The sequence below is a fragment of the Paraburkholderia sp. SSBN10T genome, assembly GCF_056619545.1.
In genome coordinates this window covers 24,642-49,567 of the sequence record NZ_JBWQQI010000003.1, presented here as the reverse complement: position 1 = coordinate 49,567, position 24,926 = coordinate 24,642, and the positions used below count along the sequence as shown (strand labels likewise).

Genomic DNA, 24,926 nt, shown 5'->3' with positions numbered 1-24,926 from the left:
CACCCCATCGGAGTTTCCCTTGGACATGGTTTTAACCCTTCGGGACGCAGGAAAAACGTCGATAACGTAGAAATGCGGCAAAGCTGAATTTAACGGCCAGAACCCGGCCTCCGAACCGGCTTTCTGCGCCCTCCAAGTGCGCCCGACACCGCGGCCCGCATGATGCGGCGGAAGGTCGGGCATTCCATATGACTCGGCGCGGGGCAGGCAGCAGCATGCCTCAGGCCGTCGCGCACAGCGCTCAGTTGACGGATCGTTCTGTCCAGTTCATCCGCCTTGGCCGACAGCATCTGCCGATCGATACGCGGCTGTCCCTCCGGCGCGAACATCAGCGCGACCTCATCGAGCGAGAAACCGGCAACACGCCCCAGCGCAATCAGCGCCAACCGGTCCAGCACGCCCGCATCGAACTGCCGGCGCAACCCGAGCCTGCCGCTGGAGGCAATCAAGCCCTTTTCCTCGTAGAAGCGCAGGGTAGAGGCGTTAATGCCCGAACGCTGCGCCACCTCGGCAATGTCTAGTTTGGTCATCGCTTGACCTCAAGTCGACTTGAACTTGCATAGTGTAGCTTCCACTTTCCGCGGCAAGCCAAGGACCAAGATCATGGATGACACATACCCGGCAGAAAACGGGCAGGCAGCTCATTGGAACGGCGGCGCCGGACGCGCCTGGGTGACGGCCCAGGCGTTGCTCGACCTCATGTTCAAGCCGTTTGAAGAGATGCTCGTCGACAGGATTGACGCTGTATCCACGAGGCGCGTTCTCGATGTCGGCTGCGGCACCGGCAGCACGACGCTGGCTGTGGCGCGCCGGCTCGGTGCAACAGGCCAGTGCCTCGGCGCAGACGTTTCCGCGCCCATGGTCGCCGCTGCCAGGGCACGTGCCGAACGGGAAAACTCCGCGGCACGCTTCATTCTTGCCGACGTCCAGACCCATGCCTTCGAGCCGCAGAGCTTCGAGAGGATCATCTCGCGCTTCGGCGTCATGTTCTTCGATAACCCGATCCAGGCCTTCGCGAACCTGCTTCGCGCCGCAAGCAGCGACGCCGAACTCGCATTCATCGCGTGGCGCAGCGCCACGGAAAACCCGTTCATGACGACGGCCGAGCGTGCCGCCGCGCCGCTGTTGCCGAATCTGCCAGTACGCCGGCCAGGCGCAGCGGGGCAGTTTGCTTTCGCGGACCGGCAGCGTGTCGCTGCGATCCTTGAAACCAGCGGCTGGACCGGGATAGATATTCAACCAATCGATGTGGAGTGCGTCTTGCCGGAAAATCAGTTGATCGACTATTTCACTCAACTCGGCCCCGTTGGTCTGTGCCTTCAGGAAGTGGACTCGCAGACGCGCAAGCAGGTCGTCGAAACAGTTCGCAGTGCTTTCGATCTGTATGTGCACGGCATGGACGTGCGCTACACCGCCGCTTGCTGGATGGTCAGCGCGCGTGCGCGGTCTGCGTAGGCTGCGCCAAAACGAGGGCGCGACGGTTGGCGGCGCCGTTCTATTTGAGTTCGGTTTCGTCGGCGAGCAAAGCCTGGTTCGCCGAGTCGACCAGCTTTCTCAGCAGACGGGTCAAATCCCGGCGTTCAGTCGCGCTCCATTCGGCAAGCACTTCGTTGAACAGCCGGTTGCGGGCCGTGCTGATGGTCTCGACCATTTCGCGGCCCGCCTTCGTCGTGACGGCTTCGCGGATCCGTTTGTCGGCCCGTCCAGGCCGGCGCACGATCAGGTCGAGCTCTTCGAGCCTGGCTACCTGGCGGCTAACCGTGGAGTGATCGCGGCCGACCAGATCGGCGAGCTCGACCACACCCAGCGGACCGTATAGGTCGACCCTGACCAGCAGCGGGAACAACGCCCGGTCCAGTGAAACGCCCGCTTTCTGCAGCAGTATCTCGTCCGGCTTCGGCCGATTGATGATGCCCACCAGGTCCATCAATGCCCGGTGCAGCTCGCCCGTCGTGTTTTGCATCTCAACACCTGTATGTGGTTTTGTGCACAGTCCGTGCATTTTACACAGGTGTTTCGCAATGCTCGTCACGCATCGGCGTTTGCGCGGCGGACAGGGCAGCCGGCAATTCCCTCTCCAGCAGCGTCATGATGGCGCGCGTCCTGGATGACATGGGCTGGGCACATAGCGCATTGAACTCGAAACCCGGCACGGTATGGTCAGGCAGAAGCCGAACGAGGCTTCCACTGGCGATAGCGTGTGCGCAAACCGGTTCTTGCAGTACGCCAATGCCCGCGCCCGCAACCAGCAATTCATGGACCGGACGCCAGTGGCTTACGCTGATAGCGGCGGTGACGCGCGCCGATATCAGTGACTGCTGTGCATCGAGCAGTCGCAATACGCTGTCGCCGAACAGGCCCATTACGCGGATAAACGGATGCGCCACCAGCTCGTCAGGTTGGGCCGGTATGCCGTACCGCTCCAGGTACGCGGGTGCCGCGACCAGCACGCGGCGCACGTGTCCGAGTCTTCGGGCAATGAAGCTGCCTTCGCCCAATTGCCCCAGGCGTAGGGAGATATCGACACCTTCGGTAACCGGATCGACGATCTGGTCGTTCAGTATCAGATCGATATTGAGCTGCGGATGCTGCTCGCGAATGTCTCGCAGGATGCCTGGCAGGATCATTTCGCCAATGCCCTGTGGTGCCGCGATGCGCAGCAAACCGCGCAGCGCGTGATCCTGCTGCGATACCGCGGCGCAAGCCTCCTCAGCCGCCTCGACGACCTGCTTGCTGCGTTCATAGAAGAGCTTGCCTGCGTCGGTGCACGACACGACGCGCGTATTGCGGCGAAGCAGTTTGACGCCGAGATGCTGCTCGAGCCGCTCTATGCGCTCGCTAACCGCCGGTTGACCAATGCCCAGGTCACGCGCCGCCCTTGACAGGTTGCCGCGTTCTACCACCCGTACGAAGATTCGCATCGCTGCCAGTAGGTCCATGGCCGGTATCGTATCAGCTTCACCAATAAGTGTTATCGGCTGCGCGGGCCTACCGGGGGGGACGGCCGGACGTTACCGTTGAGGCCACTCTGTTCCTCCACGTAGCGTTTTCATGTCCCAACTCAATCTCAAACTGCTAGGTCCATGCCTGCTTGCCATTGCTATCGATGCAATGGGCTTCGGGCTCGTCTATCCCATGATGTCCGCCATATTCGGCGATCCGCAGACTGGTATTCTGTCCGCGGACACGGGTCCTAAAGTGCGCAACTTCTACCTTGGGCTGGGCTACGGAATCTATCCGTTCTGCATGTTCTTCGGCTCGTCGCTGATGGGTGCGCTGTCCGACGGCTACGGCCGTCGCAAGATCATGATGCTGTGCGTTTCCGGTCTATGCGCGAGCTACTTCCTGATGGCGCTGGGCGCGTGCTGGCCCAGCGTCTGGCTCCTGCTGCTGGGCCGTGGCTTAAGCGGCCTGATGGCAGGCTGTCAGGGCATCGCACAAGCTGCCATTACCGACATGAGCACGCCGGAGAACAAGGCGTACAACATGAGCATCATGTCGCTCGCCTTTAGTGCCGGCGTGATTGTGGGCCCCGTACTGGGTGGCGTCACTTCGGACCGGACCGTCGCGCCGGTTTTCAGCTACGGCACGCCGTTTCTGCTGGTCGCTGTGCTATCGGCAATTTGTGCGATCTGGACGTGGCGTTCCTATCGCGACCTGGCTCTTGCATCCGGCAACGCACGTGTCGATCTCATGCTGCCGCTGCGCATCATCTATCAGGCTGCGATGCATAAACAGGTTGCGTTTCTGTCTATGGTCTTCTTTCTGATGCAAGTGGGCTATGGCCTGTATCTGCAGACCATCATGTTGCTACTGCAAACCCGCTTTCACTACACGACTTCGCAACTCGGTTTATTCAGCGGCTTGATCGGGATGTGCTTCGTCTTCGGCCTGCTGTTCGTGGTACGGTTGATGTTGCGGATCTGGAGCGTGGTCGACATCGCGAAGATCGGGTTGTTGATCGCCGGTATCTGCCAGATACTTTCGGCGCTGTTTCCCCAGCAGATTGTCTTGTGGTGCCTTGCCACCCTGGTGGGCTGCTTCGATATGGTGGCCTATACGACGATGTACACCGCGTTTTCCGACGCAGTGGATGAAGAACGACAAGGCTGGGCGCTCGGTGTCGCGGGTTCGGTGATGGCGCTCGCCTGGGTCGTGACGGGCTTGCTCACGAATCTGTTGCCGGTGTTCGGGGAGGTTGGTTTGCTGTTGGCCGGAGGCCTTGGCTTTTTGCTTGGCTTCCTGATGATGCTCGCATATGGGCGATCGCGAGCTGCCGCGCAAGCTCGCGCGACCGTATAGCAGCCTCGTTCATCCAGAAGGCCACGAGCGGCCGCAGCCCTGATCGGCTGCGGCTGCTTCGATTTCGCCGCTCGATATCTGCAAGGCTGTCGGCATCGCCCACTCGTCGCTCTATCAACTGTTCGAATCGGCGGGGGGGGGGAATTGCACGCACGATCCGGCAAAGGCGGCTTCGCCACGCCCACGACGTCCTGGCAAACACGAGCGCGTTGCGCATCTCTGTGGCGCAGGTTGCATGGCGTCACGGCTTCGAAGATGCCAAATACTTCAGCCGCTGCTTCAAGGAACAGTTCGGCTACACGCCGCGTGAAGCACGTGAAGCGCGTCTGTATGGGAACGTCCGTCCTGTCGGCGACGACCCGCAGCCGGTTCACGAATCAGGCCTGAGCCACTGGATGACTGCGTTTGTGGCCCACCCATGATGCAGCCCGCCGCTTATCACGCAGTAGCCTTGGCCCAGTTCACGAAGGCCGTTCCGGCTTCGCGCAAGACAGCCTCGCGAGAGGCCATGCCGACGCCTGGTGCATCGTAATAGACGGCGACGAGCAGTGGGGCGCGCCCCGGCGGCCGTACCAGTGCGTAGTCGTTCGTTTCTTCTTCGACGCTTGTTCCGGGCCGGTCGGCCGCCTGCCAGTCCGCGGGCAGAGTCGCTCGGATCCTGTTGAGACCGGGCTTGGCCGCGATCATCCAGTTTTCCAATTGCGTGCAGAATGCCGGGCTCAGCACATCGCCTAAGAGAATCCTCTGCACCAGCGTGGCAATCGCTCTGGGGCTGGTGGTGTCCAGCAAGCCGCTGTACTTGTTGGATTCGGGCTCATAGCGGTCCGAGCGCGTGACCGTATCGCCGAGGTCGCGAACAAACCGTGTCAGACCTGCGGGGCCGCCGACACTGCGCATCAGCAAAATTGCGGCGGTATTGTCGCTCACTTCCACGATGGCCTGGCAGAGCGCGCCAACCGACATGGCGCCCCGCGCAACGTTGGCTTTCGTCACGGGCGAAGTGAAAATGAGGTCTTTCTCCGTGTAGTGCACGAGACGGGCGAGGTTCTCCTTGCCGGCATCCACACGGGCGAGCACCTGCGCCGCCAGCAGTCCCTTGAAGGTGCTGCACATCAGAAAGCGCTCATCGGCGCGGTAACTCAGCGTTCGCCCTGAACCGGTATCGACGGCGAAGACGCCGAGGCGGCCGCCGTAGCGGCGTTCGATATCGGCTATCGGTGATTCGGATGCGTAGAGCGGGCCGCCGGCGCCCATGCCGAGGAGGAACGGCAGCCCAAGGATCAGGCTTCGACGAGTGGTGAAATGAGGCACTGATTTACCGTGTCCGTTCGTGAGCGATATTGCGGAAGCTGCCTATGGACGACATTCGTCTCAGCAGGTCAGCTTGCCGCACAAAGATCGCTTGCATCATACCAACCCGCGTGACGCACAGCACCTGTCACATCCACAGCCGGTATAACCGGAAGAACACGTCCTCGGACTTCACCCGCGATTGCCACGGCCGCAAGGATCGTCCGCTATGCATCCTGGATGCGGCCTTCCATCCAGTTAGCGTGGGCTTAGCGTGCGCCAGTTACGGCGAAACCGTAAACGCCGGGTTCGGGCTGACCGACAAGCTATTGACCTTGCAATTGCCGGAAAGCGGCTGATTGCTCGCGCTCAGCGTGTTGGTTGCATTGCTCCAGCTACCGTTGATCGTCGAGGGACCGCAATTCGCACCCAATACGCTAAACCCGACGTTCGCCACGTTGCCCGCCGTCGTACTGGTGGCGACGAGTTTCCATGGCAAGCCGATGATTTGCGGCACACCGCACAAGCCTCCGCCGGTGATCGCCACCGAATTGATCTGGGCGTAAGTGCCGTCGTTGCTGACCACGCCGCTAAGCGTGATGCCGCAACTGACGTTAGGAGCGATCGGCGTGCTGACGTTGATCGTGCCGGGCGCACTGAAGGAAGAACCCGCCGGTCCGATCGTGGCGGCTGAGACGATGGGGGAGAGGGCGGCACAAATGAGAGCGACAGCACCACCGCGAGCGAACGTCTTGATGAGCTTCATGATTTGCCTTCCATGGTTAAGTGGCAACGAAGTTGCCGGATATAGGCGCAATGCGGAGATGTTAAGGGACATCGCCACCTCGCCTGTTGACGAAGCGAACTTCCTTTATCCGTGTGGCTGTGTGCAACGTGATACGCACGGCCACACGGCGTCATTCGTTATCCTGAGGATCGGGTAGACCTTCAGGACATACGAACCGCATGCATAATGCGTTGGCTATTGCACGAATGCGCCGATTGAGAGGTAAGGATTGACGATGCCGGCTTGCGTCGGTGTCGTCGACGGGGTATTGACGCCGTTCATCAGCAATCCGTACACCGGCCCTGCCTGAACCATCACGCCGGTATCGCCGGCCTTGTAGATCGCGGTGCTGCCCGACATCAGCGGTCGCGCCGCAGTGACGTTGACGAGGCCAGGTTTCGATTGCGTATAGTCGAAGTTGAAATCGCCCGAGTCGACGGTCGTGAACGGGTCGATCAATTTTCCAACCGAGCCTTGAAACAACGTCGAGGTGTAGTTCACGCCCGGCGCAGTCGACGCGCTGCCGTCAATACAGGCGCCGGCGGAGGCATAGGCGGTCGTGTACTGGCCGTTGATCACCACGCTGCCTTGCACCGCGCTGCCGTATGTGACCACGCCGCAGGCGGATGCGCTGTTGGCGCCGATGTAGCCACCGGTCAAGGTGCCCGATGCCAGTTGCGTGGCGGGCGCAAGCAGGGAAATGCCGAGCTGGTCGTCCAGCACGGATGCGAAGGGATTACCCGCGCTGGTGGATGCATATCCGACGCGAATGATAACCGGCACCAGTTGACCGTTGACATTGCCGACAATCATGATGCCGTGAGCATTGTTGGTGCCGCCTACCAGTTGGGTGATCGATTGACCGACCGCGGGATAGTAGAACTGTCCGGTTGGCGGAGTGCTGACGAACACGTTGTCCGGCGTGCCGTCGGCATTGGTTCGCAGCGTCCACGGCGCACCCGTGGACTTGCACGAGTAAGTGGAGCTGTCGGGCACGCATGATCCGTCGGCATTGAAGGTTTCCGAGGCCTGGATCGCATCCGGCTGCCAACCGATATTGCTGCCCGAGGTCACGACCGGCGCACCGCTCTGAAAGCTGGTGCCTTCGGGCGTGACGCGGAATCCCAGTTCGTTGTACGTACCCGCGACTTTCGAGAAGTCGGTGACGGTCTGGCTGAAGCCGAGGAACGGGTACGAATCGAAGTTGCGCGCCGGCACTGCGCCGATCGTGTATCCAGGAAACAGTTGAACGCCGTTGAACTGAATGGAGGCGCCCGGAATGCCGCCTCCGACGATGCCCTCGCCGACGAACAGCATGGGCGGATCCTGCGGGTTGACGGTGATCGAATAGCTTCCGTCGGCGGTCGCGCCGTTTTCCAGCAAGATGGCGCAACGATTCTGTTCTGCGGTCAGCAAGGCATAGGGCGTGGTGGTCTTGTCGCTCGAATCGGTTACCTGGTACTGGTTGGGGTGCACGTATGAACCGGTAATGGTCAGGCCTGCTCGAGACTGACTGATCTGCCCGGCCGAGGTGGGCACGAACGATTCGACAAAGGTCATCTGATACTGCATCCTGGTCGAGTCGAACTGCACCTTGATGTATTCGCCGCTACCCGAGCCGCCCGTGTAGGTCGTCGAGTAATCGAGCGACTCGGGACAGAGCGGCTTGACGGCAACCGGCGTGGAAGAGGGCGCGCCCTGCGGCGTACAGGTGCTTCCGGTACATTGGGTGACGGAGACAGGACCTGGCGCGCCTGGCGAGCTGCCGTTGCATGCCGCCAGCAGCAAAGGAAATGCGAACGCGCTGATGATGAGGACTGCAAAGCCTCGCCTGCTTTCTCGATGCAGCATCATTTGTCTCCGTGGCCATGTTTTTATTAAAAATTAGAACAACATTCATTCATCCGGCATTCATGTGCCGGTTGATTAACTTCCGGTGGAAAGGCGTGCCAACCTTTATGCGCGGCGTACGCCACCGGCAAAAAGGTGAGAACGTTTCATACTGATAATGCAAAATGCATCGAAAATAAATTGAAGTTCGCAATATGCGTTGCGCTTTGCGAGTTGCCAATGCAGTTGCTTTCCTCGATAGACGTTGATGTCGTGGTGCATCGCACTCGTTGGCCGGGTATTCAGATAATTTGTGGGCATACACTAGCCCTACGAACCTTGCATGTACATAGAGTCTTTGATCCAAACACGCGGTTGTGGTCAGTGGTGCTTGAGATCGCTGGTCGGCTGCGATTTAAAACGCTCGCATGAATGATCTCAATTGGTCGGAATGCAGCTTGATCGGACGGCGCGATGCAATTGACGTATTCTGCTCTCCGAGGTTGACGGCTCGCACAATCACCCGCACGCTTGATAGATTGATTGCCGATTTGGTTCGCTGATAGGGGAGCTGCTATGCGGTCCTTGCGCAAGGCGGAAGAAACTGCTGCGATCTCGCTATGGAATTTCGCGGGATGGGCAATATGCGGATGCGTCACGATTGCGGTGACCCTGGCATTGATGGGTCGCTGGCCGGTGTTCGCGGCGGGAGGGACGACGCCGGTCGCCATACACGCGACGACGCAGATTCCTGACGTGCTCGCAACGGGCGGCGTAACCTCGACGCAGCACTCAACCCCTGAGCCGGCAGCCTCTGCACACCCGGGTATCGACGTGATGGCGCGACTCGAGTCCGCGGCACGCAGCAAGACAGCGGTGCAATTGGGACCGGGCACCAGCAACACGCTTACCGAAGCGCTGCAACGTGCGCTCTCGTATCCGAACTTCGGCGCGCTTGCCGCGCGCAGCGACCCGGAGGGTCTGGTCGAAGCCGCGGCTTGGGCGGATGCTTGCGAGCGCGGCGCGTTGTCTGCCGAGGAGGAAGGGCTGCGTTGCGGCGATGTGAAACTGCACGGCGAACGCTATGCCGACGACCTGCTCAAAAAGGCCGCTGATGCAGGTCAACCTGCGGCCGTGCTGGCGCTGGCGGACCGGTACCCGGACCAGTGGCTGGAGATTCCTTTGCCGAGCAGCGAGATGCTGGGCGACCGGATATTTACGCTTGCTTCGCGCGCCAACCCTGCCGCCCTGGCGATGCTGAGCCAGTTGTGCGCCGCCCCCGGCGCATGCGCGGACGGACTGCTGACGCGAAACGTCCTGGCGCTGCTGCAATTGAGCATGTCCGAGACCGGCACGTCCGACCCTGGCCAGTATCTGACGGGCACGGAGAGCGACCAGCGCGCAGCGGCCGAGCGAACCGCCCAGCTTCGTGCCGCGTTGCACTGGCCGTCTTGAAGGTGAAGCATGCGATTTGCCTGGGCCAGGAAGCGCTCACGCCCGCACAGAACGTGAGCGCCGCCACCGCTTGAGCTCAAACACCACCGATACACAGATACTTGATGACGACATAGTCATCGATACCGTAGTGCGAGCCTTCGCGGCCAAGTCCCGACTGCTTGACGCCGCCGAACGGTGCGACTTCGTTGGAGATCAACCCGGTGTTGATGCCGACCATGCCGTATTCGAGCGCTTCGGCGACGCGCCACACGCGGCTGATATCGCGGCTGTAGAAGTACGATGCGAGCCCGAACTCGGTATCGTTGGCGAGCTTGACGACTTCCTCATCCGAGGAGAAACGGAACAACGGCGCGAGCGGGCCGAACGTTTCATCGCGCGCGACTTTCATGGCCGGGGTGACATCGGCGAGCACGGTCGGTTCGAAGAAGCCATGACCGAGCGCATGACGCTTGCCGCCGGTGACGATGCGAGCGCCTTTAGCGAGCGCGTCTTCGATATGCGACTCGACCTTGAGCACGGCGGCCTCGTTGATGAGCGGGCCTTGCGTGATGCCGTCATCGGTGCCGCGGCCGACCTTCAACTGCTCGACGGCCTCGCGCAGTTTGGCGGCGAACGCGTCATAGACCTTGTCATGCACATAGAAGCGGTTGGTGCAGACACAGGTCTGACCGCTGTTGCGGTATTTGGAGGCGATGGCGCCGGCGACGGCAGCATCGAGATCGGCGTCTTCGAAGACGATGAAGGGCGCGTTGCCGCCGAGTTCGAGGGAGACTTTCTTGACGGTGGGCGCGCATTGCGCCATCAGCAGACGGCCGACGGCGGTCGAGCCCGTGAACGACAGCTTGCGCACGATCGGATTGCCGGTCATTTCGGCGCCGATGGTTTTGGGATCGCCGGTAACGACGCTGAAGATACCGGGCGGCACACCGGCGCGCTCGGCGAGCACGGCGAGCGCGAGCGCGGAGAACGGCGTGGCCTCGGCGGGCTTGACGATGATGGGGCAGCCGGCGGCTAGTGCGGGACCGACCTTGCGGGTGATCATGGCCGCGGGAAAATTCCACGGCGTGATGGCAGCGCAGACGCCGATCGGCTCTTTGGTGACGACGATGCGTTTATCGGCTGCCGGCGTGGGGATGGTGTCGCCATAGACGCGTTTGGCTTCTTCCGCGAACCATTCGAGGAACGAGGCGGCGTAGAGGATTTCGCCTTTGGCTTCGGCGAGAGGTTTGCCTTGTTCGGTGGTCAGGATGAGTGCGAGGTCGTCGGCGTTCTCGATCATCAGGTCGTGCCAGGCACGCAGGATGGTTGAGCGTTGTTTGGCGGTTTTGTTTCGCCATGCTGGCCAAGCCTTATTGGCCGCTTCGATGGCGCGGCGGGTTTCGGGTTGGCCCATTCGAGGGATTTTTTCTATTAGTTCTCCTGTTGCTGGGTTTTTTACTTCCAGGGTGGAGTCGTCGTCGGATTGGGTCCATTCGCCTGCTATGTAGGACTTTGTTTTGAACAGCGATGGGTCTTTTAGGTTTATCTGCGATGCGTTGGGGGTGGGCATTTTCTTTTGTTCCTTCAAGTTAAAGGGTTTTGCTGCGCAGGCCTCTTTTTGGTGGTCGTTCCTGTTGTGTTGGCCTTTCCTTGCTGTGTTAGTGGTTTATTAGCGTTGCCCCTGTGCGGGGCGGCACTTACTTTCTTTGCCGCCGCAAAGAAAGTAAGCAAAGAAAGCGGGCTGACAACCGCTAGCCTGTAGGTGTCCACCACTTAGGCCAACACAGAGTGGTCCGCACGAGGAGCGGCTCTCGCACCACTCGCGTTAGTGACAAGGCCATCATCCGTTCCAGCGTCGCGCTTCGCGCCCCGCCGTCGAGCATAACTCGTGCTGAAAATTCAGTAGGCATTCTAAATATGTGAAGTCGGTTCATTCACAAAATAGGACAACCTGCGCGCTCAGCGTTACCGGTAGCCCCGTAGTGCTAGACTCCGTTGCTGTTGCTGTTGCTGTTGCTGTTGCTGTTGCTGTTGCTGTTGCTGTTGCTGTTGCTGTTGCTGTTGCCTGCGCCTATGGTTTCCCTTGCATACCCAACCGCGACGCACGCAGTGCGGAGTGGGGTGGATGAGCGCTGTGCCACTAGCGTGGGTGGTGCGAGGGCAGGTCTTCGTGCGGACCATTCCGTGTTGACCTGAGTGGCGGACACCTACGAGCTAGCGGTTGTCAGCCCGCTTTCTTTTGCCTACTTTTCTTTGCGGCGGCAAAGAAAAGTAGGTGCCGCCCCGCACAGGGGCAACGCTAATAAATCACTAACAAAACAAGGAAAGGCCAACACCGTAAGCAAACCAACAAAGAGCAAGGCGCCGCAGGCAAACAACCCAACACCGCAGGCAAACCAAACAAACCAAACCCCAAACCAGCCAGCGACCCCAAAACAAACCAAAAAAAGAAGCCGCCAGCATGGCAAAAAAAAAGAAACTAGACAACCACACCTACAGTTTCCCGAAGCACACCCTCAAGCACACCGAGAGCCTCATCAAAAACACTCTCCTGCACAGTAAGCGGAAACAAAAACCGAACAACATTGGAATAAACACCACAAACGAGCAACAACAACCCGCGCTCCAGCGCCTTCGCCTGCACCCGCTTGGTGAAATCGGCATCCGGCTCATGCGTGCCAGCCTTGCAAAACTCAACCGCCACCATCGCACCAGGCCCACGTACATCGGCAATCTGCGCAACCTCACCCTGCAACGAAACCAGCTTGGCCTTGAGCCGATCCCCAAGCACCACAGCCCGTTCGCAAAGCTTCTCTTCATCAATAATGTCGAGCACAGCATGCGCGGCAGCAACAGCGAGCGGATTCCCCGCATACGTGCCGCCCAAACCGCCAGGCGCCGCCGCATCCATAATCTCCGCGCGACCCACCACGCCCGACAGCGGCATGCCGCCCGCCAGGCTCTTGGCAATCGTCATCAAATCCGGCACCACGTCGTAGTGATGCATCGCGAACAACTTGCCGGTCCGCGCAAACCCGGTTTGCACTTCATCCGCAATCAGCAAAATGCCATGCTCGTTGCACAGCTTGCGCAGCGCCCGCACGAACTCCGCAGGCGCCGGGTAGAAGCCGCCTTCACCTTGCACCGGTTCAAAAATGATCGCGGCAACACGCTTCGGATCGATGTCGGCCTTGAACAGGAATTCGATCGCCTTCAAGGAGTCCGCCGTCGTCACACCATGCAGCGGATTCGGGAATGGGGCGTGGAATACGTCCGCGGGGAACGGCCCAAAGCCGATCTTGTACGGCGCAACCTTGCCCGTCAGCGCCATGCCCATCATCGTGCGGCCATGAAAGCCGCCTGTGAACGCAATCACACCCGGCCGGCCCGTCGCGGCGCGGGCAATCTTGATCGCGTTCTCCACCGCTTCAGCGCCCGTCGTGAAGAAAGCCGTCTTCTTCGGATGGTCGCCAGGCGCGCGTTCGTTGATCTTCTCCGCCAGTGAAACGTACGACTCGTACGGCACGATCTGGTAAGCCGTATGCGTGAACTGATCGAGTTGCGCGCGAATCGCTTCGACGATCTTCGGATGCCGATGGCCCGTGTTGCACACGGCAATCCCCGCCGCGAAGTCGATAAAGCGCCGCCCTTCGACGTCCCACAACTCGGTGTTCTCGGCACGCGCCGCGTAGAAATCGCACATCACGCCCACGCCTCGCGGTGTGGCGGCATCCTTGCGGCTCTTCAGATCAGCATTCTTCACAGTCATCTCCTTCACTCCCGTCTTGGCAGAAGCCGCCCACCCGGTGCGGCACATGCTGCGACTATAATTAGATTTGGCTCCGGAGTTCAGAGCCATTTCAATAAAAATGTAGGAGCCACTTATGCGTGCAAGCGTTTTGTCAGACTGGCTGGCGCAGCGTCTCGACCGCGGCAACGGTCAGCCGATCTACCGCCAGTTACACCGCTTGCTGCAGCAGGCCATCCTGTCGCGCGAACTGCCTGCCGGCAGCAAGGTGCCGTCCTCGCGGCTGCTCGCCAATGAACTCGGCATCGCCCGCAATACCGTGACCCAGGTCTACGAGCAGCTTGTGCTCGAGGGCTACGTCACCTCCACCACCGGGCGCGGCACCTTCGTGGCCGATAGCGCTCCTGATGAAATCGTCGGCGCGCCCGACGCCGCGGCGCCCGCTGCGGCGCCGCAAGCGCTGCCCGCGCGGCGCGCGTTGTCCACTCGCGGCGCCCGGCTGATTGCCGGGGCGGGGGTGTCGAAGCGGCAGTGGGGCGCCTTCATGCCGGGCGTGCCGGACGTCTCGAAGTTTCCGGCGCGCGTCTGGAGCCGTTTGCAGGCCAAATACTGGCGCAGGTTGCGCCCGGACCTGCTGACCTATGCGCCGGGCGGCGGGCTCGCGCTGCTGCGCCATGCGCTCGCCGACTATCTGCGCACCTCGCGTTCGGTGCGGTGCACGCCGGAGCAGATCATCATCACGACCGGGATTCACCAGTCAGTCGACCTGGCCGTGCGCCTGCTGTCCGATCCGGGTGACGTGATCTGGACTGAAGACCCGTGCTATTGGGGCGTGCGCAGCGTGCTGCATGTCTCGGGACTGCAGTCGCGGCCCATCGCCGTCGACGCCGAAGGGATCAACCCTGGCGCCGACGATCTTGCCCGGCCGCCCAAGCTGATGCTGGTCACGCCGTCGCACCAGTATCCGCTCGGCATGGTGATGAGCCTCGCGCGCCGGCGCATGTTGCTCGAATATGCGCGGCAGCATCAATGCTGGATCATCGAAGACGATTACGACAGCGAGTTTCGCTATGGCAGCCGCCCGCTGGCATCGCTGCAGGGCCTGGACACGGCAGGGCAGGTGATCTATGTCGGCAGTTTCGGCAAGACGCTGTTTCCTGGTTTGCGGATCGGCTACCTGGTGGTGCCCGAGGCGCTCGCGGAGAGTTTCGCGACCGCCAGCGCCGAGCTGTATCGCGAGGGACAACTGCTGCAACAGGCCGTGCTCGCCGAGTTTATCGCGGAAGGGCATTTCACCTCGCATATTCGCAAGATGCGCACGCTCTATGGCCAACGGCGCCAGACGGTGCTCGATGCCGCCGCGCGCCGCTACGGTGACGCCATGCCGGCGGTCGGCGGCGATGCCGGCTTGCACCTGGTGATGCAACTGCCCGAAGGCGCCGACGATCGCGCAGTCGCAGCGGCGGCGCTGGAGCGCAACATCGTCGTGCGGGCGCTATCGGGGTATTACGCGCAGCCGGAGCAATCGCCGTCGGGTTTGTTGATCGGCTATGCCTGCGTGCCGGACGAAGAGATCGCGCCTGCCTTCAATACGCTCGCTGATGCGATCGACGCTACGCTTGTGCAGTTCGCCTGAGACAGCGTGCCTGAGATTGTGACGGTTGAGTGACGATATCTAAACGTCTATACGACTCTATCCGTGCGGGAAATTCGCCCCGGAGCGCGAGGCCGTGTTCCAGCAGCGATATGTCAGCCATGTGACACTAGCTGCAGGGCGTGCATACCGTCATCTAATATTGGCCGCGAACAGGCTATATTGCTGACAACAACGCGTGTGCCGTCCCCAATAACCTTGCAAATCACATTCGGCGTCTCCATGCAGGCTCTCAGCTTTCTACCCGACAGCTTCGCGGAGTACGAGGATCTCAAGGCGATCCTCGACGCCGGCAGTGCAAGCTTCGAAGTCAACAAGCTCTGCGAAGCGCACGTTCACGGCCGGACTTTTCCCGTCCTGACAGCGAGCATCGGTTCGAGCGATCCGCAGGCGCCGGCCATCGGGTTTTTCGGCGGTATTCACGGCCTTGAGCGCATCGGCACGCAGCTTGTGCTCGACTACATGCGCTCGCTGCTGTCGCGTCTCGAATGGGACGAACTGCTGGTGCGGCAACTGCAATCTATTCGTCTGATTTTTATGCCCATCTGCAACCCGGGGGGGATGTGGGCCGCTACGCGCGCCAATCCGAACGGCGTGGATCTGATGCGCAACGCGCCGCAGGACGCCGACGCACGCGTGCCGTGGCTGGCGGGTGGTCAGCGCCTCGGCGCCTGGCTGCCGTGGTATCGAGGACGGCGCGGCGCGCCGATGGAGGTCGAAGCCGCGGCGCTGCTGAAGCTGGTGGAAACCGAACTGGCCTCGCGGCCGCTTAGCTTCTCGCTCGATTGCCACTCCGGCTACGGCTGGCGCGACAGCATCTGGTTTCCCTATGCCCGCACGCGCAAGCTGATGCCCCATCTGCCGGAGATGTTCGTGCTGAAATCGATGTTCGAGCGTGCCCATCCGCATCACGGCTATGCCTTCGAACCGCAGAGCCATCAATATCTGCTGCACGGCGACCTGTGGGACTGCGCGTACGACCGTGCGCCGCCGGAGCACGTGTTTCTGCCGATGACGCTCGAACTCGGCTCGTGGCTATGGATCAAGAAGAACCCGCGGCAACTGTTCTCGCGCCAGGGCATGTTCAATCCGGTGAAAGCGCACCGCACGGCGCGCGTGTTGCGGCGCCATGCGAACCTGCTCGATTTCCTGACCCGGGCAGCGTTCGCCTCGCAGCGCTGGTTGCCGCAGGGCAGCCGGCGCCAGCAACTGCTGCATAGCGCGATTCAACATTGGTATCGGGCGGCGGGTGCATGAGTACGTGGATCCTGTTGCGTGGACTCACGCGTGAGACGCGTCACTGGGGCCGCTTCCCGGCCATCCTGCACGACGCGGTCAAGACCGATAGCTTGCTGCAGCTCGATCTGCCCGGCAACGGTGCGCTGATCGACCAGCGCGCACCGGCCCAGGTGAGCGCGATGGTCGGCTTCGTGCGGCTCGCGGTGACGCAAAGCGGCGTGCCGGGACCGTACCGGGTGCTGGCAATGTCGCTCGGCGGAATGGTGGCGACCGCATGGGCGCAACAGTACCCCGGCGAGATCGAGCGGCTCGTGCTGATCAACACGAGCATGCGGCCTTTTAGCCGCATGACGGAGCGCTTGCGGCCGCAAGCGTGGCCGGGGCTGCTGCGGGTGGCGGCGGACTGGCGTCACGGCCGCGACGCCGAGACGATCATCCACCGGCTAACCTGCAACGATGCCGAGGCGCGGGCAGACGATCTCGCCGCATGGATCGCGATCCGCGAGAGTGCGCCGGTGAGTCGGGCCAACGCGCTGCGTCAGTTGTGGGCAGCGGCGCGTTTCAGTGCCGGCGCGATGGCGCCACGCTGCGCCACCTTGATTCTGTCGTCGGCACATGACCGGCTGGTGAACCCGGTGTGTTCGGCGAAACTGGCGGTGGCGTGGAACGCTGTGCATATCCAGCATCCGTGGGCCGGCCACGATCTGCCGCACGACGATCCCGTGTGGGCAAGCGAGGCGGTTGGAGCATGGTTGCCGGAGGTCGCGGATACGCCGGGTAAGACGTTTTAATGCGCGTTTAATGCACGCGGTCCGGCGACCGCGTAGCCTGACAATAGATGGCGTCGTAGCGTTGCCGGACCGGACCCGTCACACTCACCAGGAGATCACCGCATGCCGTTACGTTTTGCTTTGAACCTTAACCCGCGTCGCCGCCTGGCAGGCGCTTTCGCAAGCGTCTCGCTCGCGCTCGCTTGCAGCGTCGTTTGCACGAGCGCCGCACTTGCACAAACCGGAATTCCCGCCGCACTCACACCGGGCGAAGCGACTCAAGTGATCGCCGCGCTCAAGGCGAGCGGCACGCAGATCTACGTCTGCAAGCGCGATTCGAACAACCAGTTGGCGTGGGTCTTCAAGGCGCCGAGTGCCGAGCTGTACGACGCGTCGGGTCAACTGATCGTCAGGCACGGTGCCGGACCTTCATGGGAAGCCAGCGACGGCAGCAAGATCACCGGCAAGGTATTGCAGCAAGCGCCGAATACCGATCAGCCTGGCAGCATCCCGCTTCTGTTGCTGCAGGCGAGCAATGCCGGCGGCCCTGGCTGGCTCGCATCGGTGCACTACGTCCAGCGGCTCGACACGCGCGGCGGCGTGGCGCCCAGCGGCCCCTGCACCCAGGAGGGCCAGGAAGGGCGCAGTCCCTATCTGGCCGAGTATGTATTTTTAGGCTGAGGCACCGCCTCCGGCCTGACACCTAGGCGTAAACCTCACCTGAAATTCGATGTGCCGACGCACCTCGAATTTCAGCTATCAGGTGCATAATTCGTGTCTCACGATGCAGTTGATTGCCGCCCGTTGTGGAGGACATCATGCAAGCGAAGAACGAAGAATCCGTTGCGCATCTGCTGAACGACGTCATCGAATTCGCGCGTGGGCGATTGCCGGAACCGGCCTTCGCCATCGTCGAACCCTTCTTGCGCCACTACTACGATTTCGTCGATTCCGACGATCTGCAAAGCCGCGCGATTGCCGACCTCTACGGTGCCGCGCTGGCGCACTGGCAAACGGCACAGCGCTTCGTTCCCGGCAGCGAACGGCTGCGCGTCTATAACCCCATCCTCGAGCAGCACGGCTGGCATTCCGACCATACGGTGGTCGAGATCGTCAACGACGACATGCCGTTCCTCGTCGATTCGGTCTCGATGGCCGTCAACCGGCTCGGCCTCGCGTTGCATTCGGTCGTGCATCCGGTATTTCGCATCTGGCGCGGCGCCGACGGCAGTATCGTGCGGGTCGGCCAGGGTGCCGAAGACGCGTCCGACACGCAGTCGCAACTCGCCTCCTTCATTCACTTCGAAGTGGATCGCTGCGGCGACGCCGCGAAGCTCGATGCGCTCAGGGACGATATCGCCAAAGTCTTGGGCGACGTGCGCGCGGCAGTGGAAGACTGGCCAAGGATCGTCGAGATGGCGCATGCCACCATCAAGGACATGAAGCTGCGCGAGACCAGTGTCGAAGGCACGGAGGCGCGCGCGTTCCTCGAATGGATGGTGGACAACCACTTCACTTTTCTCGGCCAGCGCGACTACGAACTGGTCTCGCACGACGTCGGCTTCGGTCTGCGGGCGCTGCCGGATTCGGGCCTCGGCATTCTGCGCGAGGCGCTGCGGCCGCCTGGCGCCGCCGATGTCACGCCGTTGCCGGCCGCGGCCGCGCAGATCATCCACGGCGCCTCGCCGATCTTCCTGACCAAGGCGAATTCGCGGGCCACCGTGCACCGGCCCGGTTATCTCGACTACGTCGGCTTCAAGCTGACCAGTGCCGACGGCAAGACAATCGGCGAGCGGCGTTTTATCGGCCTGTATACGTCGACCGCGTATTTCGTGTCGGCCGCTGAGATTCCGATCGTGCGCCGCAAATGCGCCAATATCGTGCGGCGGGCCGGTTTTCTGCCGAAGGGGCATCTGGCGAAATCGCTGGTCACGGTGCTCGAAACCTATCCGCGCGACGAACTGTTCCAGGCCGATGAAGACCAGCTCTACGACATCGCGCTCGGTGTGCTGCGTTTGCAGGAGCATCAGCGCACGCGCCTGTTCGTGCGGCGCGACCGCTTTGACCGTTTCGTGTCGTGCCTCGTGTTCGTGCCGCGCGACAAGTACAACACCGATCTGCGGCGCCGCATCGCCAACCTGCTGATCGACGCCTTCAACGGCGCGAGCGTCGAGTTCACGCCGTTGCTCTCGGAGTCGACCCTCGCGCGGATTCATTTCGTCGTACACGCCGAGCCGGGCGCCATGCCCGATGTGGACACCCGCGAACTCGAAGCGCGTCTTGTGCTGGTGACGCGCCGCTGGCAGGACGATCTGGCCGATGCACTGATCGACGCATTCGGCGAGGAGCAGGGCAATCGCCTGTTGCAGCACTACGCCGATTCGTTTCCGGCGGGCTACCGCGACGATTATCCGGCTCGCACGGCGGTGCGCGACATCGAACTGATCGAGCGCTTGCAAGGCGGCGAGCGGATTGCGATGAACCTGTATCGTCCGATCGAATCGGGCCCGCGTGCGTTTCGTTTCAAGGTGTACCGCGCCGGGCAGCCGATCGCCTTGTCGCGCAGCCTACCGATGCTCGAACATCTCGGCGTGCGTGTCGACGAAGAGCGGCCCTATCTGATCGAAGCGCTCGATGCGACAGGTGCGTGGATCCACGACTTCGGACTCGAACTCGCGGACGACTCCGAGTTCGATATCGAGCGCGTGAAAAATCTCTTCGAAGACGCGTTCGAACAGGTCTGGACCGGCGCGATCGAAAGCGACGACTTCAATCGTCTCGTGCTGCGCGCCCAGCTTGCGGCGCGCGAGGTGACGATCTTGCGGGCCTACGCGAAGTATCTGCGGCAAGTCGGCTCGACCTTCAGCGATGCGTATATCGAACGCGCGCTGACCGGCAATCCCACGATTGCGCGCAGGCTCGTCGAACTGTTCGTGGCGCGCTTCGAGCCGCTCTTGGGCGACACGCGCGAGCAGCGCGTGGAGTTGCTGCTCAAATGGATCGATGCCGCTCTTGACCAGGTGCCGAATCTCGATGAGGACCGTATCCTGCGGCAGTTCCTCGGCGTCATCAAGGCGACCGAGCGCACCAATTACTACCGGCTCGATCAGGAGGGCCGCCCCAAGCCCTACCTGTCGTTCAAGTTCAATCCGGCGCGCGTGCCGGGTCTGCCTGAGCCGAAACCGATGTTCGAGATCTGGGTGTACTCGCCGCGCGTCGAAGGCGTGCACCTGCGGGGCGGGCGCGTGGCGCGCGGCGGCCTGCGCTGGTCGGACCGGCGCGAGGACTTCCGCACGGAAGTCCTCGGCCTGATGAAAGCGCAGATGGTCAAGAACGTGGTGATCGTGCCGGTCGGCTCGAAGGGCGGCTTCGTCGTGAAGAACCCGCCGCCCCCGGGCGATCGCGAAGCATGGATGCGCGAAGGCATTGCCTGCTATCAGACCTTCCTGCGCGGCCTGCTCGATCTGACCGACAACCTCGCCGGCAACGAGATCGTGCCGCCGCCCGAGGTGGTGCGGCACGACCCTGACGACCCGTATCTGGTGGTGGCGGCAGACAAGGGCACGGCGACGTTCTCCGACTATGCGAACGCGATTTCGCAGGAGTACGGTTTCTGGCTCGACGATGCGTTCGCCTCGGGCGGCTCGGTCGGTTACGACCACAAGAAGATGGCGATCACTGCGCGCGGCGCGTGGGAATCAGTGAAGCGGCACTTCCGCGAGATGGGTGTCGACACCCAGGCGACGGATTTCACCGTGGTCGGCATCGGCGATATGTCGGGCGACGTGTTCGGCAACGGCATGCTGCTCTCGCCGCATATCAAGCTGGTGGCCGCGTTCGATCACCGGCATATCTTTCTCGACCCCAATCCCGATCCGGCCGCGAGTCTCGCCGAGCGCGGGCGCATCTTTATCCTCGAACGCTCCAGTTGGGCCGACTACGATCCGGCCTTGATCTCCGCGGGGGGCGGGGTGTTTCCGCGCACTGCCAAGACGATCCCGGTGTCGTCCGTCATCCAGGCCGTGCTCGGCATCACCGCGGCCGCACTGCCGCCGAACGAACTGATCCGCGCGATCCTGCAGGCGCCGGTGGATCTGCTCTACAACGGCGGTATCGGCACCTATGTCAAGGCGTCTCACGAGACGCACGCCCAGGTCGGCGACCGCACCAACGACGCGGTGCGCGTGAACGGCGCGGACTTGCGCTGCAAGGTGGTGGCGGAGGGCGGCAATCTCGGGCTCACGCATCTTGGCCGTATTGAATTCGCGTTGCGCGGCGGCCGCATCAATACCGACGCGATCGATAATTCAGCGGGTGTGGATTGTTCGGACCACGAAGTCAACATCAAGATTCTGCTCGGCCTGGTGGTGGCGGACGGCGAGATGACCGAAAAGCAGCGTAACGCGTTGCTGGCCGACATGACCAATGAGGTCGGTCTGCTGGTGCTGCAGGACAACTATTACCAGACCCAGGCGCTATCGATTGCAGGCCGCTACAGCATCGAACTGTTCGATGCGGAGACCCGCTTCATGCGCTGGCTCGAGCGGGCAGGGCGCCTGAACCGGGTGATCGAATTCTTGCCGAACGACGAAGAAATCGCCGAGCGGCAGGCCGCGAAGCAAGGGCTGACCTCGCCGGAGCGTGCGGTATTGCTCGCCTACAGCAAGATGTGGCTGTACGACGCGCTGCTCGAATCGGATATGCCGGAAGACCCGTTGGTCGGCGGCATGCTGATCGACTATTTCCCGAAGCCGTTGCGGCATCGCTTCAGTGAGCCGATGCACCGCCATCCGCTGCGGCGCGAGATTCTCGCCACCTATCTGACCAATGCGCTGGTTAACCGCGTCGGCTGCGAGTTCGTGCACCGGCTGATGGAGGAGACCGACGCGCGGCCAGGCGAGATCGTGCGGGCCTGCATCATGGCGCGCGACGTGTTCGATCTGGACGAGGTGTGGCGCAGCATCGACGCGCTCGATAACCGCGTGGCCGACGACGTCCAGGCACGCATGTTCGTCGAAGTGGCGCGGCTGGTGGAACGGGCGGCGCTGTGGTTCTTGCGGCAATTGCAGTCAGGCGCGGTCAGCGACGTGCCGGCTCTGCTCGCGCGGTGCCGCGATGCCGCGCAGCGGCTAGCGTCGCAATGGCCGGCGCTGTTGCCGGCCGCGGATCTTCAGGCCTTGTCGGAGCGGCAACGGATTCTGGTGGATGCAGGCGTCGATAGCGAACTGGCGGTGCGGGTCGCGAGCGGCGAAATCTCCGCGGCGCTGCTCGATATCGCCGAGGTTGCCGCCACCTGCAACAAGCGTCTGGAACTGGTTGCCGGAGTCTATTTCGCGCTTGGCACGCAGCTCAACTACGGCTGGATCGGCGAGCGCGCCAACTCGCTGCCCACGCCGACGCACTGGGACATGCTGGCGCGGGCCGCCGCGCTCGCCGAACTGGCGCGCCTCAAGAGAGCCTTGACGACCAGCGCGTTGACAGGGGCGACGGAAACCTCGACTCCGGAGGAACAGGTCGAAAAATGGCTCGGGCAACGCGCGGCGCCGCTCGATCGCTATGCACGACTGCTTGCGGATCTGCGTGCGTCGGGCGGCGCGAGCCTCTCGGTGCTGCTGGTGATCGTGCGTGAAATGGCGGTGCTGGAGCGGGCTTGAGGGCGGCGTTGAAGGTGGGTTGAGGTGCGCTTAAGGAGGCTTTGAAGCGACTTCGGAGCAGGCTTCACGCCGAGGCGCCGGCAAGGCGGCATTAGATGTCGCGACGGGGCGGCAGAGTGCGAGTTGGACGCATGCCCCCTGGATTGCCCATAATAGTCACCCTTGCCGTTCAATCTTTTGCATCTTCAACTCGCGCCTCGAACCCGTCATGACCGATCACGTTGCAACGAACCCTGCTGTGCCGCGCCTCACGAGCCTCTCGCATGGCGGCGGCTGTGGCTGCAAGATTGCGCCCGGCGTGCTGGCTGATCTGCTCAAGCGCAGTGTGCCGCTGCCGGCCTTTCCCGATCTGCTGGTCGGCACCGAGACCGCCGACGACGCAGCCGTGTACCGGCTGAACGACGAGCAGGCGATCATCGCCACCACCGACTTCTTCATGCCGATCGTCGACGATCCGTACGACTTCGGCCGCATTGCGGCAACCAATGCGCTCTCCGACGTCTACGCAATGGGCGGCAAGCCGATTCTCGCGCTGGCGCTGGTCGGCATGCCGATCAACGTGCTGCCGCACGACGTGATCGCGGCGGTGCTGCGCGGCGGTGAAGACATCTGCACCCAGGCGGGCATTCCGGTGGCGGGTGGGCATTCGATCGATTCCGTCGAGCCGATCTACGGCCTCGCCGCGCTTGGCGTGATTCATCCACAACGCATCAAGCGCAATGCGGCGGCGCGCGCCGGCGATGTGCTGGTGCTCGGCAAGCCGCTCGGCGTAGGCGTGCTGTCCGCCGCCCTGAAAAAGAACCAGCTTGACGATGCGGGCTATGCCGCGATGATCGCCAACACCACGAAGCTCAATCGCCCGGGCACCGAACTGGCTGTCTTGCCGGGCGTGCATGCGCTGACCGATGTGACGGGCTTCGGCCTGCTTGGGCATACGCTCGAACTGGCGCGCGGCGCCGGCCTCGCCGCCCATCTGCGTTATGCGGACCTGCCTTGGCTTGCCGGCGTCGAAGCGTTTGCCGATGCCGGTGTGGTGACCGGTGCGTCGGGGCGCAACTGGGCTTCGTATGGCGAGAGTATCGGCCTCGGCGCGGGGCTGCCCGAGCGGGCCCGCGCACTGCTTACCGACCCGCAGACCTCAGGCGGCCTGCTGGTGTCCTGCGCGCCCGATAGCGTGGATGACGTGCTGGCGATCTTCCGTGCGGACGGCTTCGAGCGCGCGGCGGTGATCGGCGAGATGCGCGACGGCGCGCCACGCGTGGAAGTGGCGTAACCGAACGATGAAAGAAGAATCGCCGAAAGCCATCCTTTACGCGCTCGCTGCCAACATCGGAATTGCCGTATTCAAGTTCGCCGCTGCCATCTTCACGCAGTCCGGTTCGATGTTCGCCGAAGCCATTCATTCGACTGCCGACTGCGGCAATCAACTGCTGCTGCTATTCGGTCTGCGTGAAGCGCGCCGTCCCCCGAGCCCACTGCATCCGATGGGCGCCGGGCGCGAAATCAACTTCTATTCGCTGCTGGTGGCCTTGCTGCTGTTCTTCGTCGGCGGGGCGTTTTCCGTCTACGAGGGCGTGCACCGGGTGTTCGCCCGCGAACCGTTGTCGCATGCCTACATCGCGCTCGGCGTGCTCGGTGTCTCGGTCGTGCTCGAATCGTTGTCGCTGCTGGGCGCAGTGAAGGAGATTCGCAAGACCCATCCCGACAAGTCCATGTGGCGCTGGTTTCGCGAAACGCGCGAATCGGATCTGCTGGTGGTGGCCGGCGAGGACATCGCGGCTCTGGCGGGTCTTGCCATCGCGTTTGTGGCGGTGCTGCTGACGATGATCACCGGCAATCCGCTGTTCGACGCGCTCGGCTCGATCGGCGTCGGTCTGCTGCTGATGGCGATTGCCTGGCTGGTGGCGCGCGAAGTGAAGTCGATGATCGTCGGCGAGTCGGCCAGCCCCGAAGTGCGTCGCGCCATTGAAGCGCATCTGCGCTCACGTGCCGAGATACGCGACATCATCAATATGATCACGTTGCAGTGGGGCCGCGATGTGGTGGTGGCGGTGCAGGCGGAGATGATCGACTATCCGAGCGGCCGTGCGATGGTCGACGCGATCAATGTGGTCGAGGCCGACTTGCAAGCCACCTTTCCGCAGGTGCGCTGGGTATTTTTCGAGCCAGAAGTGCCGCGCTCGCAACGGAGCTGAGCGCCGCGCGGCCGGCGGCG

At 62.4% G+C, this 24,926-nt stretch carries 19 protein-coding genes; 11 read left to right on the top strand and 8 right to left on the bottom strand.

Annotated features, from left to right (window positions below; translation table 11 throughout):
• Positions 1 to 89: 89 nt before the first annotated feature.
• Entirely contained in the window at positions 90 to 530 is a 441-nt protein-coding gene (locus AC1ECK_RS05125) for a helix-turn-helix domain-containing protein (protein ID WP_480316566.1), read from the bottom strand.
• 73 nt (positions 531 to 603) lie between these two features.
• On the opposite strand from AC1ECK_RS05125, the gene AC1ECK_RS05120 reads away from it, so the two are divergent.
• Complete coding sequence (locus tag AC1ECK_RS05120) at positions 604 to 1,455, top strand: class I SAM-dependent methyltransferase (RefSeq protein WP_480316564.1); 852 nt, start codon at positions 604 to 606, stop codon at positions 1,453 to 1,455.
• Between the two features lie 40 nt (positions 1,456 to 1,495).
• On the opposite strand, the gene AC1ECK_RS05115 is transcribed toward AC1ECK_RS05120, so the two are convergent.
• Both AC1ECK_RS05115 and AC1ECK_RS05110 read right to left on the bottom strand, forming a co-directional pair.
• Complete coding sequence (locus AC1ECK_RS05115) at positions 1,496 to 1,963, bottom strand: MarR family winged helix-turn-helix transcriptional regulator (protein WP_480316562.1); 468 nt, start codon at positions 1,961 to 1,963, stop codon at positions 1,496 to 1,498.
• 40 nt (positions 1,964 to 2,003) lie between these two features.
• The gene (locus AC1ECK_RS05110; RefSeq protein WP_480316560.1) at positions 2,004 to 2,939 is read right to left on the bottom strand and encodes a LysR family transcriptional regulator; all 936 of its coding nucleotides are present in this window, start codon (positions 2,937 to 2,939) and stop codon (positions 2,004 to 2,006) included.
• Positions 2,940 to 3,051: 112 nt separating this feature from the next.
• Between AC1ECK_RS05110 and AC1ECK_RS05105 the strand changes: the two genes are divergently transcribed.
• Together AC1ECK_RS05105 and AC1ECK_RS05100 are read left to right on the top strand one after the other, a co-directional pair.
• Positions 3,052 to 4,302, top strand: coding sequence for an MFS transporter (locus AC1ECK_RS05105; protein WP_480316558.1), 1,251 nt, complete (start codon positions 3,052 to 3,054; stop codon positions 4,300 to 4,302).
• Positions 4,257 to 4,724 carry a helix-turn-helix domain-containing protein gene (locus tag AC1ECK_RS05100; RefSeq protein WP_480317321.1) on the top strand — a complete coding sequence of 156 codons (468 nt, stop codon included), beginning with the start codon at positions 4,257 to 4,259 and terminating at the stop codon, positions 4,722 to 4,724. Before AC1ECK_RS05105 ends, AC1ECK_RS05100 begins: the two co-directional genes overlap by 46 nt.
• Positions 4,725 to 4,740: 16 nt before the next feature.
• On the opposite strand, the gene bla is transcribed toward AC1ECK_RS05100, so the two are convergent.
• From bla to AC1ECK_RS05085, 3 genes are all read right to left on the bottom strand, one after another.
• Positions 4,741 to 5,613 (bottom strand): class A beta-lactamase, encoded by an 873-nt coding sequence (gene bla / locus AC1ECK_RS05095; RefSeq protein ID WP_480316556.1) that lies wholly within the window; start codon positions 5,611 to 5,613, stop codon positions 4,741 to 4,743.
• Positions 5,614 to 5,875: 262 nt separating this feature from the next.
• On the bottom strand, positions 5,876 to 6,358 hold the full coding sequence (gene praA, locus AC1ECK_RS05090; RefSeq protein WP_480316554.1) for an alkane oxidation protein activator PraA: 483 nt from the start codon (positions 6,356 to 6,358) through the stop codon (positions 5,876 to 5,878).
• 216 nt (positions 6,359 to 6,574) lie between these two features.
• Complete coding sequence (locus AC1ECK_RS05085) at positions 6,575 to 8,233, bottom strand: DUF2957 domain-containing protein (RefSeq protein ID WP_480316552.1); 1,659 nt, start codon at positions 8,231 to 8,233, stop codon at positions 6,575 to 6,577.
• Positions 8,234 to 8,785: 552 nt separating this feature from the next.
• On the opposite strand from AC1ECK_RS05085, the gene AC1ECK_RS05080 reads away from it, so the two are divergent.
• Positions 8,786 to 9,664: a hypothetical protein gene (locus AC1ECK_RS05080; RefSeq protein WP_480316550.1), complete on the top strand. Its 879-nt coding sequence runs from the start codon at positions 8,786 to 8,788 to the stop codon at positions 9,662 to 9,664.
• Between the two features lie 76 nt (positions 9,665 to 9,740).
• Here the strand turns inward: AC1ECK_RS05080 and AC1ECK_RS05075 are convergent, their stop codons facing one another.
• Together AC1ECK_RS05075 and AC1ECK_RS05070 are read right to left on the bottom strand one after the other, a co-directional pair.
• A complete protein-coding gene (locus AC1ECK_RS05075; RefSeq protein WP_480317319.1) occupies positions 9,741 to 11,216 on the bottom strand; it encodes an NAD-dependent succinate-semialdehyde dehydrogenase in 1,476 nt (491 codons plus the stop codon).
• A gap of 909 nt (positions 11,217 to 12,125) precedes the next feature.
• Complete coding sequence (locus tag AC1ECK_RS05070; protein ID WP_480316548.1) at positions 12,126 to 13,415, bottom strand: 4-aminobutyrate--2-oxoglutarate transaminase; 1,290 nt, start codon at positions 13,413 to 13,415, stop codon at positions 12,126 to 12,128.
• A 115-nt stretch (positions 13,416 to 13,530) separates the two neighbouring features.
• On the opposite strand from AC1ECK_RS05070, the gene pdxR reads away from it, so the two are divergent.
• The 7 genes from pdxR to AC1ECK_RS05035 all read left to right on the top strand — a co-directional run bounded on the left by pdxR (position 13,531) and on the right by AC1ECK_RS05035 (position 24,906).
• Positions 13,531 to 15,030, top strand: coding sequence for a MocR-like pyridoxine biosynthesis transcription factor PdxR (pdxR, locus tag AC1ECK_RS05065; RefSeq protein WP_480316546.1), 1,500 nt, complete (start codon positions 13,531 to 13,533; stop codon positions 15,028 to 15,030).
• 240 nt (positions 15,031 to 15,270) lie between these two features.
• The gene (locus AC1ECK_RS05060; protein ID WP_480316544.1) at positions 15,271 to 16,305 is read left to right on the top strand and encodes a M14 family zinc carboxypeptidase; all 1,035 of its coding nucleotides are present in this window, start codon (positions 15,271 to 15,273) and stop codon (positions 16,303 to 16,305) included.
• Positions 16,302 to 17,078 carry an alpha/beta fold hydrolase gene (locus AC1ECK_RS05055; RefSeq protein WP_480316542.1) on the top strand — a complete coding sequence of 259 codons (777 nt, stop codon included), beginning with the start codon at positions 16,302 to 16,304 and terminating at the stop codon, positions 17,076 to 17,078. The genes AC1ECK_RS05060 and AC1ECK_RS05055 overlap by 4 nt, the downstream gene beginning before the upstream one ends.
• A 102-nt stretch (positions 17,079 to 17,180) precedes the next feature.
• A complete protein-coding gene (locus AC1ECK_RS05050) occupies positions 17,181 to 17,738 on the top strand; it encodes a DUF3455 domain-containing protein (RefSeq protein WP_480316540.1) in 558 nt (185 codons plus the stop codon).
• A 137-nt stretch (positions 17,739 to 17,875) separates the two neighbouring features.
• A complete protein-coding gene (locus AC1ECK_RS05045; RefSeq protein WP_480316538.1) occupies positions 17,876 to 22,711 on the top strand; it encodes an NAD-glutamate dehydrogenase in 4,836 nt (1,611 codons plus the stop codon).
• Between the two features lie 208 nt (positions 22,712 to 22,919).
• Entirely contained in the window at positions 22,920 to 23,984 is a 1,065-nt protein-coding gene (gene selD / locus AC1ECK_RS05040; RefSeq protein ID WP_480316536.1) for a selenide, water dikinase SelD, read from the top strand.
• A gap of 7 nt (positions 23,985 to 23,991) precedes the next feature.
• Complete coding sequence (locus AC1ECK_RS05035; RefSeq protein WP_480316534.1) at positions 23,992 to 24,906, top strand: cation diffusion facilitator family transporter; 915 nt, start codon at positions 23,992 to 23,994, stop codon at positions 24,904 to 24,906.
• The last annotated feature ends 20 nt before the right edge of the window (positions 24,907 to 24,926 follow it).

Excerpts from the sequence above, each read along its gene's own strand:
- AC1ECK_RS05125 (WP_480316566.1), bottom strand. The coding sequence starts at position 530 with ATGACCAAACTAGACATTGCCGAGGTGGCGCAGCGTTCGGGCATTAAC.
- AC1ECK_RS05120 (WP_480316564.1), top strand. The coding sequence starts at position 604 with ATGGATGACACATACCCGGCAGAAAACGGGCAGGCAGCTCATTGGAAC.
- AC1ECK_RS05115 (WP_480316562.1), bottom strand. The coding sequence starts at position 1,963 with ATGCAAAACACGACGGGCGAGCTGCACCGGGCATTGATGGACCTGGTG.
- AC1ECK_RS05110 (WP_480316560.1), bottom strand. The coding sequence starts at position 2,939 with ATGGACCTACTGGCAGCGATGCGAATCTTCGTACGGGTGGTAGAACGC.
- AC1ECK_RS05105 (WP_480316558.1), top strand. The coding sequence starts at position 3,052 with ATGTCCCAACTCAATCTCAAACTGCTAGGTCCATGCCTGCTTGCCATT.
- praA (WP_480316554.1), bottom strand. The coding sequence starts at position 6,358 with ATGAAGCTCATCAAGACGTTCGCTCGCGGTGGTGCTGTCGCTCTCATT.
- AC1ECK_RS05085 (WP_480316552.1), bottom strand. The coding sequence starts at position 8,233 with ATGATGCTGCATCGAGAAAGCAGGCGAGGCTTTGCAGTCCTCATCATC.
- AC1ECK_RS05080 (WP_480316550.1), top strand. The coding sequence starts at position 8,786 with ATGCGGTCCTTGCGCAAGGCGGAAGAAACTGCTGCGATCTCGCTATGG.
- AC1ECK_RS05075 (WP_480317319.1), bottom strand. The coding sequence starts at position 11,216 with ATGCCCACCCCCAACGCATCGCAGATAAACCTAAAAGACCCATCGCTG.
- AC1ECK_RS05070 (WP_480316548.1), bottom strand. The coding sequence starts at position 13,415 with ATGACTGTGAAGAATGCTGATCTGAAGAGCCGCAAGGATGCCGCCACA.
- pdxR (WP_480316546.1), top strand. The coding sequence starts at position 13,531 with ATGCGTGCAAGCGTTTTGTCAGACTGGCTGGCGCAGCGTCTCGACCGC.
- AC1ECK_RS05060 (WP_480316544.1), top strand. The coding sequence starts at position 15,271 with ATGCAGGCTCTCAGCTTTCTACCCGACAGCTTCGCGGAGTACGAGGAT.
- AC1ECK_RS05055 (WP_480316542.1), top strand. The coding sequence starts at position 16,302 with ATGAGTACGTGGATCCTGTTGCGTGGACTCACGCGTGAGACGCGTCAC.
- AC1ECK_RS05050 (WP_480316540.1), top strand. The coding sequence starts at position 17,181 with ATGCCGTTACGTTTTGCTTTGAACCTTAACCCGCGTCGCCGCCTGGCA.
- AC1ECK_RS05045 (WP_480316538.1), top strand. The coding sequence starts at position 17,876 with ATGCAAGCGAAGAACGAAGAATCCGTTGCGCATCTGCTGAACGACGTC.
- selD (WP_480316536.1), top strand. The coding sequence starts at position 22,920 with ATGACCGATCACGTTGCAACGAACCCTGCTGTGCCGCGCCTCACGAGC.
- AC1ECK_RS05035 (WP_480316534.1), top strand. The coding sequence starts at position 23,992 with ATGAAAGAAGAATCGCCGAAAGCCATCCTTTACGCGCTCGCTGCCAAC.